We start from the raw sequence: 13,670 nt of genomic DNA, 5'->3' as shown, positions 1-13,670 counted from the left end.
CGGAAGCGATCAGCCTTCGTCCCTGTAAAGGGGCGAGGGCTATATTTTTTTCATGGACCTTTTTAAATGAACCTATGGATGGGAGAACGTTTTGTATGCAATGGACCGGATTGAATGAACTTCGTGAGAAGTATTTGCATTTCTTTGAGACCAAAGGCCATCTGCGGTTGGGCAGCTTCCCACTGGTCCCGAAAGACGATCCGAGCCTGCTGCTGATCAACAGCGGCATGGCTCCTATGAAGAAATGGTTTTTAGGGCAGGAGGAACCGCCTCGCCACCGCGTCACGACCTGCCAGAAGTGCATCCGCACGCCGGATATTGAGCGCGTTGGTATCACGGCTCGCCATGGCACCTTTTTTGAGATGCTGGGCAACTTCAGTTTCCAGGATTATTTTAAGGAAGAAGTTATTCCCTGGGCCTGGGAATTTCTGACTAAGGAGCTGGAAATTCCTGCTGACAAACTGTATATTTCAGTCTACTTGGACGACGACGAAGCCTATGACATCTGGACCAAGAAAGTCGGCATTCCCGAAGATCACATGGTCCGCTTCGGGAAAGAAGACAATTTCTGGGAACACGGCTCCGGTCCGTGCGGTCCCTGCTCAGAAATTTATTATGATCGCGGTCCCGAGCATGGCTGTGGCAAACCCACCTGCAAAGTTGGCTGCGATTGTGACCGCTATATGGAAATCTGGAACCTGGTCTTCAGCCAGTTCGATTCCGACGGCAAGGGCCATTATGAGCGCCTGCCGCGCCCCAACATCGACACCGGCATGGGTCTGGAGCGTCTGGCCTGCGTAATGCAGGATGTAGGCAACCTGTTTGAGGTGGATACCGTTGCCTCCGTACTTCATCATGTGGAACGCATCTCCGGCAAGCATTACGGTGACAGCGAAAAGGATGATATCTCTATCCGCGTTATCACCGACCACATCCGTTCCACCGTTTTCATGGTATCCGACGGCATCTTGCCCTCTAATGAAGGCCGTGGCTATGTGCTGCGTCGTCTTTTGCGCCGGGCTGCCCGCCACGGCCGCATGCTGGGCATTGACCGTCCGTTCCTGACTGAACTGGTGGATACTGTCATTGAATCCAGCGAGGCCGGCTATCCCGAGTTGCGCGAGCACGAATCCTACATCAAAAAGGTAGTCGGTACAGAAGAAGAGCGTTTTGGACGCACCATCGACGCCGGCCTGAACATTCTGAATAACATGATTGATGAGCGCAAGGCCGCGGGGGAGACTGTCCTGTCCGGTTCTGAAGTGTTCAAGCTCAACGACACCTTTGGCTTCCCGCTGGATTTAACCAAAGAGATCGCCGCAGAAGCCGGTTTCACCGTGGACGAAGAAGCATTCCATGCGGAGATGACCAAGCAGCGTGAACGCGCCCGTGCTGAGCGGCTGGCCAAAGACATCTCCGGTTGGAGTGCCGACTTGTTCGGGGAACTGGCCGCAGAGCCCACTCAGTTTGATGGCTATGAGACGCTGCACGAAACAGCCAAGGTTCAGGCTTTGTCTGACGGTGAAGAGCTGGCTGATGCCATTGCCACCGATGAAGCCGGCGAATCCAAGGAGGGTGTTCTGGTTGTCCTGGACCGTACCCCGTTCTATGCAGAAATGGGCGGTCAGGTTGCTGACTACGGCTACATTGCCTCCGGTGATGCAAAACTGAAAGTCACCCAGGTCAAGAAGACTCCCAAAGGATATTTTGTTCATACCTGTGAGCTCCTGGACGGCACGATCAAAGTCGGGGACGAGGTCACCGCTTTTGTGGACGAGGCCCGCCGGATGGCGATTTGCCGTAACCACACGGCAACCCATCTGCTGCAGAAAGCACTTCGAGAGGTCCTGGGTGAGCACGTCCATCAGGCCGGCAGCTATCAGGATGACAAAATCACTCATTTTGACTTCACCCACTTCAGCGCTGTGACGCCGGAGGAGTTGACCGAAGTTGAACGCAGAGTCAATGAAAAGATTTTTGCTTCCTTGCCGGTGGTTATTCAGAACCTGCCCATTGAGGAAGCCAAAAAGATGGGCGCTATGGCGCTGTTTGGTGAGAAGTATGGCAGCGTTGTCCGCGTTGTGGACGCCGGAGGCTGGAGCACCGAGTTCTGCGGCGGTACCCATGTGCAGAACACTTCTCAAATCGGCTGCTTCAAAATCCTGAGTGAATCCAGTGTGGCTGCTGGAATCCGCCGTATCGAAGCCACGACCGGTTTTGGTGTGCTGCGCCTGCTGGATGAACGTACTGACGTACTGGCCAAAACTGCAGCTGCCTTGAAGGCCAATAACCTGAAAGATGTTGCTGACCGCGCAGAAGCGATGGCCGCAGAGCTGAAAGAGACCAACAAACAGTTGGATGGCCTTAAGGCCGAGATGGCAGCTGCCAAAGTTGATGGTCTGTTTGAGAATGCCGCTGATGTAGATGGCGTGCGGATCATTTCTGCTTATCTGACCGGTACCGGCGCCGATACGCTGCGGGAGATGGTGGACAAGGTTCGCGACAAAGCCCCCAACGCCGTTACGGTTCTGGTAGGCAACGACGGCAGCAAGACAATGATGGCCGTTGGCGTTTCGGCCAACGCCAAGGCCCGTGGCCTGAAGGCTGGTGTGCTGGTGAAGAAGATTGCTGCCATCGCAGGTGGCAACGGTGGCGGCAAACCGGACTTCGCCATGGCCGGTATCCGCGATATCAGCAAGATCGATGAAGCTTTGAATGCCGTGCCGGAAATCGTCAAAGGTGAACTCAACGCATAAGATTTGTACGACACATTTGAAATCCAGCAAAGGAGGGAAAAAATGGAAGATTGTCTGTTTTGTAAAATTGCAGCAGGGGAGATCCCTTCCAACAAACTGTATGAAGATGAAACACTGCTGGCTTTTTACGACATTGATCCGCAGGCCCCGGTTCACTTTCTTGTCATTCCCAAGCAACACATTTCTTCGGCTGCCGCTTTGACAGAGGAAAACGCTGCCCTGTTGGGGCATATCTATGCGGTCATTGCGGAACAGTGCCGCAAACTTGGTGTGGATGAAAAGGGTTATCGCGTTATCACCAATGTCGGTGAAGACGGAGGGCAAAGCGTCAAGCACCTGCATTTCCATGTGCTGGCAGGCCGCAGTCTGGCCTGGCCCCCGGGCTGATCCCGATCACTTCCCATTTTTTGATTGTAGAAAGAGGTTTTCCATCATGGCAGACACCTATACACTGCACATTGCCGGGCTTACACGTGAACTGCCCATCTGCAAGGTAAACGACCACATGGACATTGCTGCCTTCATTATGTTCAGCGATGTGGAACTGACGGAGGCATGCGCCGCTGCTCTTCTGAAAAAGGCTCCGGAATTTGATGTGATCCTAACGGCGGAAGCCAAAGGCATTCCCCTTGCATATGAAATGGCGCGCCAGAGCGGTAAATACTGGATTCCTGCACGCAAAGGCCCCAAGCTTTATATGCGCAATCCTGTGGTTATTGAAGATGAGTCAATCACCACTGCCGGCAAGCAGGTCCTTGTGATCGACGAGAAAGACATCGAGTATATGAACGGCAAACGGATTCTGATCGTGGACGATGTGATTTCCACCGGCGGGTCTCTCCATGCGCTGGAGACGCTGGCCGCCAAGAGCACCGGCACGGTTGTCGGTTGCTGTGCAGCGCTGGCGGAAGGAGATGCGGCAAAACGTACCGACATCTTTTTCCTGGAGCCGCTACCGCTGTTTATCCACTAAATCGGATGAAACGCAAACTTGCTTGTTTTGGCTTGGCCTTCGCATTGGCCGAATGGTTTGCGGCTGTTGTGCCGCCGCTGGTTCTTTTGCCCGCGGCGGCACTTTTTGCTTTGCTGTTATTCGTTTATCACCGGCAGGATCTTCGCTTCCCGCTTTTAGGCGCAGTTTGCGGACTTGCGTGGTTTTCGATCTTCGGTCTGGTAGCCGTATGGCCTGTACAGCAGTGGGCTGGCCAGCAAACGACTTGTACTGTTGTAGTGGAAACAGATGCAGAATCTTCGTATCGTGATGGATATCTGCGCGGTACCTTGCGGATAACAGAATGTGGCGGGGAACCCACCAATTTTCTCGTTTCCTGTGAGGCATTTCCAGGCGCAAAGCCGGGAGAACGTTTTACCGCCGATTTCATTTTCTCTGCACTGGAAAAAGGCCCCTATGAATCGTCCTACTTGAGCGATGGTATCTATCTGCAGGCAGAATACCAGGGGAATTACTTTCCCCTGCAGGAAAGCACAGCGTCGCGCTTCCTGTTTTTTCGCCTGCGGCAGGTTTTGGCCAATCGCTTGCAGCAGTGGATGCCCGAGGAAGAAGGCGAACTGGAATCCGCTATGCTTCTCGGTCAAAAACAGACCCTTAGGGATTCCCTTCAGGACAGTTTCCGCGCAGCGGGCGTTTCGCATCTTTTGGCAGTCTCCGGTCTGCATGTTGCTCTCCTTTGCGGAATCTTTTCGATGGGACGAAAACGCCGTTTTTTGCGCCCTTTGATTCTGTTTCGCGCCGGACTGGTTGTTTTTTATATGTTTCTTACAGGGCTCCCCGTCTCGGTCTTACGGGCAGGATTTGTGTTCCTGTTGTCACTGGTTGGTGATTTTTTCTGGCAGCCGGTAGATCTTTTGACCTCCACGGGGGTCGCCGCAGTAATACTTGGTCTGCAAAACGCCTATGCCCCCTGTGATATGGGATTTCAACTTTCCTTCTGTGCCGTGCTGGGAGTTCAAGCGGCTGGAGCCTTGTTCAACCGGGAAATTGAAGTGTTACCAGTTCTTACTGGAAAATTCACTGCCAGAATCTATGATCTGGGTCTGTGGGTTCTGGAATCGGTGCAGACGGCGCTGCTGGCCTCCCTGGCCACACTTCCTATTCTAGTTGTTCACGGTCTTACCGCCAGCGGTGTAGGTCTGCTGACTAACCTGCTTGTGGTTTGGATGCTGCAGCCTGCATTGCTGCTTGGCGTTTTCCTGCTCATTCTGGCTGCTTTGCCTCTCCTCGCTCCGGTTATGCACATGGTGAGTCTTCTCCTCTCGCTCTGGCTTCATGCCATGATTGCTGTCGTTGCATGGTGCGCCAGCCTTCCTGCTGCATATATTGATCTTCCGGCACGATACACATTGTTTGTCTTTGCTGTTCTCGGACTGTTGGCCCTTGCTTTCTGGTACATGCACCGATTGACTTGGTATTCAGCAGCGGCAGCTGCCTGTGCTGTTTTCGCTGTAATTCTTGGGATACTGGCCCAAAAAGATGTTGTTCAAATTGCGTTGGTAGGTGCGTCCAACAATTCCTGTGTGGTATGCATTCAGAACGGGGAAGGTGTGGTGCTTTTTCGCGGCGGCCAAAGCAACCTAAACGCGGTAGAACAATTTTTGGCGGAGCATGCACAACCGAACATCACCGCACTTGTGGATCTGCGGCAGGAACCATCGGAGCTGGATTTTTCTGATATTCCGGTAATTTCCGCTGAGGGCTTGGCTGCGGAGGAATCCGTGCCAGTACTTGACGATTTGACCTTGGACCTGTATCATGATGGCAGTGGAAACCTTGCAATTTTGAATGCAGGCCAATATCGTATTGCAGCTATGACTGGCAATATCCGACTGGAACAGTCTGTTGTAGTAGATGTTTTCTGTGCCACCGGCACGTTGTCCGATTCCGTGGAATCAAACACAATCCTCACCGCATCGCGTTCCCCTAAATGGTCGGATGAGGTTACGGATGAGGAAGTCCTGTATGCCGCAGACCGTTCTTTTGTGACTGTACGTCCCGGACATTCCCTGATTTTTGAGGAGGTGGAGCCGCTTGCTCTACAGTGAGAAAGAACTGAAAAAAAGGTTGCAGTCCGGCTGCGCCCTCTATTATTTTTATGCCTCTGACGAAGCATTGGTGCGCTCTGCAGCCGCCAAAGCTCTAAAGGTCCTGAATCAGGACGACCCCGAAACAACGATTCTGGATGGTCCCACGCCTACGGTGGAAGAGATTGTTCTGGCGGCAGGAACAATCTCATTTTTTGGCGGTAAACGTCTGGTTCTGATGCCGCTGATCCGTCCTTCTACGTATTCGGACAAAGATCTTCAGGAACTTTGTGAAACCCTGGCCGATACCGAAAACGCAATCTTTGTGATGACCAGTGTCATAGAAGAAAAATTCGGCAAGCTGCGCCCCGGAAAGCGTGAACAAAAACTGATTGCCGCTTGTGAAGGCATAGGATACTGTGTACAGATCAACAAACCGGGGCGTTCAGAATTGCAGTCCATGGCACGCAGTTGGGCAGAAGATGCCGGCGCTTCGTTCGCACCAGGAAGTGAGTCTGCTTTGTTGGATCGCTGCGGGGAGGACCAGTTTCTTCTCCAAAACGAGATTGCCAAACTGGCCGCTTTGGCGAACTACGGAATCATCACCCAGGAAATGGTTCAGCAGCTTGGAACGGTAACGCTTGATGCCGATACTTTTGAGATGGTGGAGTTGGTGGTGTCCGGTCGAACTGATCAGGCGCAGAAACGTCTGAAAACCTTATTGGAGTTGCAGAACGATCCCATTATGATTGCCGGTGCACTGATCGGCAATTATCTGGATCTGTATCGGGTGCTTCTCGGAAAGCGAGGCCGCCGCAGCCTGGCCGATGTAGCCAAGGATTTTGGTTATGGAGGTAAATGGAGTTATCGCCTCGGCAAGACGGAAAAGACGGCCTCCCGTTTCAAGCGACATCAGTTGGAACAATGCTTGTGCATCCTGCAAAAACTGGACCTGGATCTGAAAAGCAGCAAGCTGGATGCTGATCTGCTGTTACAAAAAGCGCTGTGCGAGCTATCCTTGGCCGGGAGGCGTGCATGCTGAAAATTCATGAAGTTCTCCTGGTAGAAGGAAGGTATGATGCTGCCCGCCTGCATAATCTTGTGGAGGGAACCATTCTCACCTCCGACGGCTTCCGTATCATGAAAGACCGTGCCTTGCAGACGATGATCAAGCGCTTGGGTCGTGCCCAAGGACTTATTATTCTGACGGATTCCGACGCGGCAGGTTTTAAGATCCGTCATTTTGTAACCGGGCTTGTGGGCGCTGAACATGTGTTGCAGGCCTACGTTCCCGCTATTGCCGGAAAGGAAGCTCGCAAGGAATCGCCTGGGAAAGAGGGGCTCCTGGGAGTGGAAGGTATCCCGGATGGCCTGATCCTGCAAGGGCTGCAGACTGCACTGGACAGTCGGCCGTATAAGGCTGACGATCAATCTGCCCCAGCTCCCATCACCTACACAGATTTGTACGAGTGGGGAATTTCTGGCACAGCGAACAGTGCAACGCGCAGGCGCAAATTGCTTCAACAATTGGGGTTGCCGCCACGGCTGAGTAAAAAAGAACTTTTGCAGGTTCTTTCCACACTGTATACGCGGGATGGCCTGGCTGCACAAATCTCACAGCTGGAAGAGGATTACTAAAAAAGCAGCTTTCCGAATTGCACCACCCCAGTAAAAACGGACAATGAAAAGAAGGCCTCCTGTGGTAGAATGGAACTACCACAGGAGGCCTTTGCTATGCCGAGAAAATACAGCCATATTCAAGACCATGAGAAAGAAATACTGGAACTGCGGGAGCAGGGAATGACCCTGCGGGAAATCGGGGAGAAATTGGGGGTTAGCTATAAAGCAACGAGAGAATGCACCACCCGATATAACCGAAGACAGAGAAAACTTGCCGCAGGGGTTATTCCAAAACCCAAGGGAAGGCCCAGGAAAGCCGAGCCAGATAAATCCAGCATTGAATACTACAAAGCTGAGATTGAACGCTTGAAAATGGAGAATGAGTTGCTGCGGGATTTTCTGCAATCCACAGAAAGGGAGTGAGCGCCAGGGTAAAATATGCTGTAATTTACCGTCACCAGGAGGCACATTCCATTTACAGGATGTGCGGGTTCTTTTGTGTTTCCCGAAGCGGGTATTATTCGTATACTGAAAGATTGAACCGACCAGATCCAAATCAGGCAATCATAGAGCGGATTGCAAGTCAACAGAAACGCTGCAAAAATACATACGGCTATCGCAGGATGCAGCTCTGGTTGGACAAGAACGGTTGCCACAAGAATCCCAAAACCATCCTCAAACGCATGAAAAGCCACGGTTTGTTGTCCGAAATCCGCAACTTCTCAGACAGTCAATCTGGTGCTGGATACCATTCGACTTGCTGTAAAGAAAGAAAAAGTCGCCGGGGAATTGCACCTCTGCGGCGACCAAGGCTTTCGATATACCTCACACGGATATTTTAAGCTAACTCAAGATTACGGCATTACGCCGCCCATGTCAAGACGTGGGAACCCGTATGACAATGCAATGGTGGAAAATTTCTTTTCCATTCTCAAAACGGAGTGCATTTATCGCCAAAAGCTCAAGACATTTCAGTAAGCCAACCATCTGATCGACGAGTACATCCATTTCTACAATTTGTGCTGTCCGCACAATCTGGAGCGGTTCATCAAATGGAAAGCTGCTTTTTTCTTTATCGAAGTGTACCATCCATGATCTGGCGGCAGTACCAGGGCTTTTCCGCATGGAATACACGTCCCGCCAGATGCGCGAACTGTGGATTTTCAATGGTTTCAGGAAACCGAAGTTCCCAGGCACACAACGCCTGATACTTGAAATGCAACTCCCTGTTTGCTGCATTATTTCCATATTTGGAATCTCCCAGAATAGGGCATCCGATATGCGCCAGATGAGCGCGGATCTGGTGGGTCCGCCCCGTTACCAGTTCCACCTCCAAAAGTGCCAAACGACCGCTTACTGCCAGCGTTTCATATCCCGTAATAACTTCTTTAGCGCCGCTGGCAGGAGAGGTGATGATTTTTACCACACCCCGTTCTGCATCCTTGAGCAGGTAATCATGCATCAAAGCCGCAGGAGGTTGTGGCCTTCCAAAGGTCACGCAGAGATACCGCTTTTCAATTGTACGGGCCTTAATGGCTTGGGTAAGGAAGAGTTCTGTGGCCTGGTTTTTGGCCAGAAGAACCAATCCGCTGGTCCCGGTATCCAAACGATGGCACAGTACCGCATGCCCCGCCTTTCCCGCAGCGGCAAGGGTGGTCTGCACGCGTTTGAGCAGAGTATCTGCCGCTGGACCATCCACTTCGATACCGGCCGGTTTGTTGACCACAAGGATATCCTCATCTTCATATACAAACACGGCGGACGGAAGCGGACGATCTTCCAGCTGCTCATCTTTCAGGAACAAGCGAATTACGTCGCCGTTCTGCACCCGGGTGGAGAGGGGCTGTTTTTTTCCGTTCAGCTTAATTTTGTTTTCCCGCAATGCCTTATTCAATCTCCCCAAACCGAGAGAAGGATACTGTTCCATCAAATATTTGTCCAGCCTTACCGGCAAAAGGCTTCTTACATGCAACTCTTTCATCTGGTCGTCAACTCCTGCCCCCACAATACTGTGGCGTCCTCAATTTCCAAGGTGACCATCAACCATCCCGGGTCGCTTTCGTCCACTAAGGTGATGGCATATTCCCGTCCGTCTGCGCAAAGATACTTTGCGTTATCCAGTTTGGCGCGTGCAAAGGGGGAATCGGCAAAGCACACTGTTTTCTTGGTAGAATCCAACACACCGCGATTCCACAAGGCATCTGTATAATCAGCAAGCCGAAGCGGATACGAACCATCGTACACCGTACACAATCTGTCAAACTCTTGGTTCTGCAACCCGGGTGCAATCACATACCAGGTGGACGTCCCGGTCTGATCTGTGACGGAACCGCACCAGGCTTGTTCTTTTACCGGTTCCACAGCTTGCAGGAAAGCGCCCTCATCCGAAAACAGATACAGTGTATCCTGCCGCAGTACCCCCATTGCCAGTTCCTGCAAAATTTTCTGGCGCTCCTGTTCCAACGCTACAGTATCATACCGAGCTGCAAAGGGATCGTTTGTCGTCATACTGTGATCGGCGGCGAACAGTGCCAGATGCAGTGCATCATCTTGAAGTCCCTGCACGGATTCTATGTGTTGGTAGCGGCCAGCAACGTTTTTCCAAAAATTGCTCTCCAGGGCACTGGGGAACGCTGCGGTCTGCACAGCAGCCGCCATGTCCTGGTGTCTCTGACAAATTCCCGGGCTGACATCCCAAATTTGTATAACCAGCATCAGCACCAATACCAACCGGGAGGCAGGGAAGCGGCAGATTCCTGCAAATGCAGACAGTAGCAGCAGCTCATAGACCGGCCAAAACAGCCGCCCGCCAGACCGAAATACCGAGCATAGTTCCACGACCTTGCCGGGAAGGGGAATGGAAAAAAGGGTGACCCCGTTGGCCGTGACGGTGTTGCTGATTGCAAACAGTGTCAGAATGAGACAAACAGATGCCAACGCCCAATGCCGGAGAAGCTGCTTCCCAATCCGGTGACGGGCGTGGAAAACAACGACGGGCAACGATATCAGAACCCCCAGTCCCAGGTAAGCGAACGCGTCATAGTTTCCATTGATCTGATTCTGTGCAGGAAGCAGGCGACTGTACAGCGTACCATTGATCCCCACCGGATTCCACAGGGAATTGAGGTTCATGGAAAAATACCCATACAGAGCTTGCCCACCATTGGTGGCTGTGCCGTAAAAAAGTCCCAACAGCCATCCGAGCCCCACCGTGCAAATCAGATTGGAGGTAAGATACAGGACGGGCCCTTTCCATTGATGTCGCTGTACGCTATATTCCAGCAGCAGCGCCAAGGTGACCGCATAAGTCATAGGCAAAAAGTAAGGGTGAATACCAATTGCGAGCACATTGAGCAGAAACAATCCTCGGGAGGCATAGCGTCCCTCCCTTCGCAGGGAAAAATACAGGTAGAGCGCTGCCAAAACAAGCCATTGTGCTCCCAGGGAAGTATGCCGAAAGGCGCGTTCATATAAAATGGGGCTGGAAACAAACAGTGTCGTCCCCAACAAGGGACGAAGTGTTCCTTCCGAAAAAAGGCCGCACAATAAAGCGCTGAAGCCTCCCTGCAAGGCAAAGCATAAAAGGGTAAACCAACCAAAATACTGGAAAGTTCCTCCCAGCCAATTGGCCAGGGGTCTGCAAAAAAGTGCCGCCAGCGGGATGGAATCCGTATAGGCGATGCTTACCCCCTGCGGTGCGTTGATAGCCGTTGTAACGCATAGAGGAAATGAGAGTGCACTTTCTCGATAAAACAGCCACCCTGCATAATGCTGCTGAATATCTTTTTCTACATAGCCGCCGCGGCAAAAGGTGTCATTGGTCACATCCAAAGGTACAATCCCGTATACCAGCAAGAACGCGGCAATCCCCAGCAGCGTTCCCAATACAAATAACCGCAGCTGCTGTTTCTGCAATGAATTTTTGTGGAGCATCTCCCTATGCCTCATTTTCAAAAGTTTTTATCAGTATACCATATAGGGATGGGCTTCTTCAATCCGCATTGACATTTACATCCTGCTGTTGTACAATAAACTCAATCTGCCGCCGTGGCGGAACTGGCAGACGCAAGGGACTTAAAATCCCTCGGTAGCGATACCGTACCGGTTCGATCCCGGTCGGCGGCATATAAAATCCCGCAGCAGTTTCTAGGGAATCTGCTGCGGGATTTTTCTTGCATCCATAAATTAATAAAATGTCAGGATTTCCTCCGGTGCTTTGCGTGGTGGATGGTTGGCAGGCTGTGCTGCATATCCCACGGCAATAACGGAAGCAATAGTCTCTGTCTGAGGGATTTTCAATAGAGTTCGGATCGATTTCTCATCCCGCAACCCCATCACCAGGGTATCCAACCCCAGTTCTTTCGCTTTCAAAAGAAACAGCGCGTTGTGCAGCCCCAGATCATAGAATCCCCAGCCGTCGGCGCATTCATTGTCCGGCTTTCCCTGCGTAAAGCCGGCGGTTTCCTTTACAAATGTCGTTACCACCAGTGCTGCATGCTCGGCTTTCTTGGCGTTTCGTTCCGGCAGGCAAAGGCGCATAAACTCTCTACGCATCTCATCCGAAAGAACTGCGTAATAACGTGCCGTCTGTGAGTTCTTCCAGGAGGGAGCTTCAATAGCCGAGGCCACGATTTCACGGATCTGCGCCGCAGTTGCCGACCGGTTGGGGTCATATTGACGGATGCTCCTTCTTTCTCGGATGAGGGTGTCAAATTCCATAACACATAACCTCCTTTTAGGGAACTTTCTACTTCTTAGTATAAAGAAAATCCGCCGAAAATCAATATTAATATAATTTTTGTCCACCTTTCGGTATGCGATTTTTTCGTTTTTTTATCTTTTTATAGGTAAACACTAAAGAAAATGCTTGTTTCTTTCGCATAAATCGTATATAATGTAGTGTATGCCTGCGATTGCGTCAAAATAGAGGGGATGCCGCAGGAAACTATAACTATAGGGGGAAATGATATGGCAGACTATTTTGCAATGGACCATGCCGCACTGACCGCTGAGAAGGACCGTCTGACGGCCGAGTACAAAAAGTTTCAGGATATGGGCCTGAAACTCAACATGGCGCGCGGCAAACCCGGCCCTCACCAGATGGACCTGGCGATGGATCTGTTGAAAATGGACGACTATACCACCGATGATGGTTTTGATGCCCGTAACTATGGCAATCTTGAAGGGTTGTATGAGGCCCGGGAACTTTTTGCCGATGTCATGGGCGTCAAGCCTGCCGAAGTCTTTGTCGGCGGCAATTCCAGCCTGCAGCTCATGTACAATCTGATGGCCATCGGTTTCATGTTCGGTTACCCGGAATCTCCGTGTCCGTGGTCTCAGGTGGAAAAGCGTAAATTCCTGTGCCCTGTGCCCGGTTATGATCGTCACTTTGCGATTACCGAAGAGATGGGCTTCGAGATGATCAATATCCCCATGTCCGAAGACGGTCCCGATATGGACATGATTGAGAAACTAGTGGCTGAGGATGACACGATCAAAGGAATTTGGTGTGTGCCTCAGTATTCCAACCCCGATGGCTATACTTACAGCGACGAGACAATCCGCCGTTTTGCTGCTATGAAGACCGCTGCCCCTGATTTCAAGATTTTCTGGGATGAGGCATACATCGTTCACCACCTCACGGATGAGATCATCGAAACGCCGGTACTCCTCAACGAAAGCAAAAAGTACGGCACAGAGGATCGGGTCTTCATGTTTACTTCTACGAGCAAGATCACGTTCCCCGGTGCCGGTGTTTCTGCCTTTGCCTGCAGTGAGAACTCCATGAAGTACATCTGCAAGCGGTTCTCTGCCATGATCATCAGCTATGACAAGATGAATCAACTGCGCCACGTGCGATTCCTGAAGAACAAGGAAGGTGTTCTGGCACATATGGCCAAGCATCGCCGTCGTCTGGTTCCTTGTTTTGACGCGGTCAAGACCACTTTTGAGGAACAGCTGACTCCTTGCGGAGACATTGCACACTGGACCAATCCCAAGGGCGGTTACTTCATCAGCCTGTATGTAATGCCCGGTTGTGCCAAGCGCGTGGCCCAGCTCTGCAAGGATTGCGGCCTGACCCTGACGGGTGCCGGCTCCGCATATCCGTACCATAAGGATCCCGACGACTCCCATCTGCGCATTGCGCCGACGTATCCGAGCCTGGACGAGGTCGAAACTGCTTCTGCGCTGCTGTGCGTCTGCGTACGCCTGGCAGTTGTTGAAAAACTGCTGGCTGACCAGCAGTAATAAAGT

At 51.7% G+C, this 13,670-nt stretch carries 12 protein-coding genes, 1 tRNA gene and 1 other annotated feature (1 of these 14 running past the window's edge); of the genes, 10 read left to right on the top strand and 3 right to left on the bottom strand.

All coding sequences use genetic code 11. The features are described from left to right. Positions 1 to 27: a binding site (T-box leader), on the top strand (it extends 185 nt beyond the left edge of the window). 68 nt (positions 28 to 95) lie between these two features. The 8 genes from alaS to NQ490_RS15470 all read left to right on the top strand — a co-directional run bounded on the left by alaS (position 96) and on the right by NQ490_RS15470 (position 8,257). Further along, on the top strand, positions 96 to 2,756 hold the full coding sequence (gene alaS / locus NQ490_RS15010) for an alanine--tRNA ligase (protein ID WP_007046331.1): 2,661 nt from the start codon (positions 96 to 98) through the stop codon (positions 2,754 to 2,756). 42 nt (positions 2,757 to 2,798) lie between these two features. Beyond that, complete coding sequence (locus tag NQ490_RS15005) at positions 2,799 to 3,143, top strand: histidine triad nucleotide-binding protein (RefSeq protein ID WP_040917554.1); 345 nt, start codon at positions 2,799 to 2,801, stop codon at positions 3,141 to 3,143. A 46-nt stretch (positions 3,144 to 3,189) separates the two neighbouring features. Then, positions 3,190 to 3,729: a phosphoribosyltransferase family protein gene (locus tag NQ490_RS15000; RefSeq protein WP_007046333.1), complete on the top strand. Its 540-nt coding sequence runs from the start codon at positions 3,190 to 3,192 to the stop codon at positions 3,727 to 3,729. A 5-nt stretch (positions 3,730 to 3,734) separates the two neighbouring features. Then, the gene (locus NQ490_RS14995; RefSeq protein ID WP_007046334.1) at positions 3,735 to 5,816 is read left to right on the top strand and encodes a ComEC/Rec2 family competence protein; all 2,082 of its coding nucleotides are present in this window, start codon (positions 3,735 to 3,737) and stop codon (positions 5,814 to 5,816) included. Then, the gene (gene holA, locus NQ490_RS14990; protein WP_007046335.1) at positions 5,803 to 6,837 is read left to right on the top strand and encodes a DNA polymerase III subunit delta; all 1,035 of its coding nucleotides are present in this window, start codon (positions 5,803 to 5,805) and stop codon (positions 6,835 to 6,837) included. Before NQ490_RS14995 ends, holA begins: the two co-directional genes overlap by 14 nt. Next, positions 6,831 to 7,433 carry a toprim domain-containing protein gene (locus tag NQ490_RS14985; protein ID WP_007046336.1) on the top strand — a complete coding sequence of 201 codons (603 nt, stop codon included), beginning with the start codon at positions 6,831 to 6,833 and terminating at the stop codon, positions 7,431 to 7,433. The genes holA and NQ490_RS14985 overlap by 7 nt, the downstream gene beginning before the upstream one ends. Positions 7,434 to 7,529: 96 nt before the next feature. Further along, entirely contained in the window at positions 7,530 to 7,838 is a 309-nt protein-coding gene (locus NQ490_RS14980) for a helix-turn-helix domain-containing protein (protein WP_040917555.1), read from the top strand. A 59-nt stretch (positions 7,839 to 7,897) separates the two neighbouring features. Beyond that, positions 7,898 to 8,257: an IS3 family transposase gene (locus NQ490_RS15470; protein WP_084759152.1), complete on the top strand. Its 360-nt coding sequence runs from the start codon at positions 7,898 to 7,900 to the stop codon at positions 8,255 to 8,257. 230 nt (positions 8,258 to 8,487) lie between these two features. Here the strand turns inward: NQ490_RS15470 and NQ490_RS14975 are convergent, their stop codons facing one another. Together NQ490_RS14975 and NQ490_RS14970 are read right to left on the bottom strand one after the other, a co-directional pair. After that, positions 8,488 to 9,396: an RluA family pseudouridine synthase gene (locus NQ490_RS14975; protein WP_007046339.1), complete on the bottom strand. Its 909-nt coding sequence runs from the start codon at positions 9,394 to 9,396 to the stop codon at positions 8,488 to 8,490. Beyond that, positions 9,393 to 11,348, bottom strand: a complete 1,956-nt coding sequence (locus NQ490_RS14970; protein ID WP_040917556.1) for a DUF6311 domain-containing protein — start codon at positions 11,346 to 11,348, stop codon at positions 9,393 to 9,395. Before NQ490_RS14970 ends, NQ490_RS14975 begins: the two co-directional genes overlap by 4 nt. A 108-nt stretch (positions 11,349 to 11,456) precedes the next feature. Between NQ490_RS14970 and NQ490_RS14965 the strand changes: the two genes are divergently transcribed. After that, positions 11,457 to 11,540 (top strand) — tRNA-Leu (locus NQ490_RS14965). 60 nt (positions 11,541 to 11,600) lie between these two features. Here the strand turns inward: NQ490_RS14965 and NQ490_RS14960 are convergent. Next, on the bottom strand, positions 11,601 to 12,134 hold the full coding sequence (locus NQ490_RS14960; protein WP_007046341.1) for a nitroreductase family protein: 534 nt from the start codon (positions 12,132 to 12,134) through the stop codon (positions 11,601 to 11,603). Positions 12,135 to 12,383: 249 nt separating this feature from the next. Between NQ490_RS14960 and NQ490_RS14955 the strand changes: the two genes are divergently transcribed. Continuing rightward, positions 12,384 to 13,664, top strand: coding sequence for an aminotransferase class I/II-fold pyridoxal phosphate-dependent enzyme (locus NQ490_RS14955; protein ID WP_040917557.1), 1,281 nt, complete (start codon positions 12,384 to 12,386; stop codon positions 13,662 to 13,664). The last annotated feature ends 6 nt before the right edge of the window (positions 13,665 to 13,670 follow it).

The sequence above is a fragment of the Subdoligranulum variabile genome (assembly GCF_025152575.1).
GTDB lineage: Bacteria > Bacillota > Clostridia > Oscillospirales > Ruminococcaceae > Gemmiger > Gemmiger variabilis.
This window is presented reverse-complemented; position numbering and strand designations above follow the sequence as displayed.

Excerpts from the sequence above, each read along its gene's own strand:
- NQ490_RS14970 (WP_040917556.1), bottom strand. The coding sequence starts at position 11,348 with ATGCTCCACAAAAATTCATTGCAGAAACAGCAGCTGCGGTTATTTGTA.
- NQ490_RS15470 (WP_084759152.1), top strand. The coding sequence starts at position 7,898 with ATGTGCGGGTTCTTTTGTGTTTCCCGAAGCGGGTATTATTCGTATACT.
- NQ490_RS14995 (WP_007046334.1), top strand. The coding sequence starts at position 3,735 with ATGAAACGCAAACTTGCTTGTTTTGGCTTGGCCTTCGCATTGGCCGAA.
- NQ490_RS15000 (WP_007046333.1), top strand. The coding sequence starts at position 3,190 with ATGGCAGACACCTATACACTGCACATTGCCGGGCTTACACGTGAACTG.
- NQ490_RS14955 (WP_040917557.1), top strand. The coding sequence starts at position 12,384 with ATGGCAGACTATTTTGCAATGGACCATGCCGCACTGACCGCTGAGAAG.
- NQ490_RS14985 (WP_007046336.1), top strand. The coding sequence starts at position 6,831 with ATGCTGAAAATTCATGAAGTTCTCCTGGTAGAAGGAAGGTATGATGCT.
- NQ490_RS15005 (WP_040917554.1), top strand. The coding sequence starts at position 2,799 with ATGGAAGATTGTCTGTTTTGTAAAATTGCAGCAGGGGAGATCCCTTCC.
- NQ490_RS14980 (WP_040917555.1), top strand. The coding sequence starts at position 7,530 with ATGCCGAGAAAATACAGCCATATTCAAGACCATGAGAAAGAAATACTG.
- NQ490_RS14960 (WP_007046341.1), bottom strand. The coding sequence starts at position 12,134 with ATGGAATTTGACACCCTCATCCGAGAAAGAAGGAGCATCCGTCAATAT.
- NQ490_RS14975 (WP_007046339.1), bottom strand. The coding sequence starts at position 9,396 with ATGAAAGAGTTGCATGTAAGAAGCCTTTTGCCGGTAAGGCTGGACAAA.
- alaS (WP_007046331.1), top strand. The coding sequence starts at position 96 with ATGCAATGGACCGGATTGAATGAACTTCGTGAGAAGTATTTGCATTTC.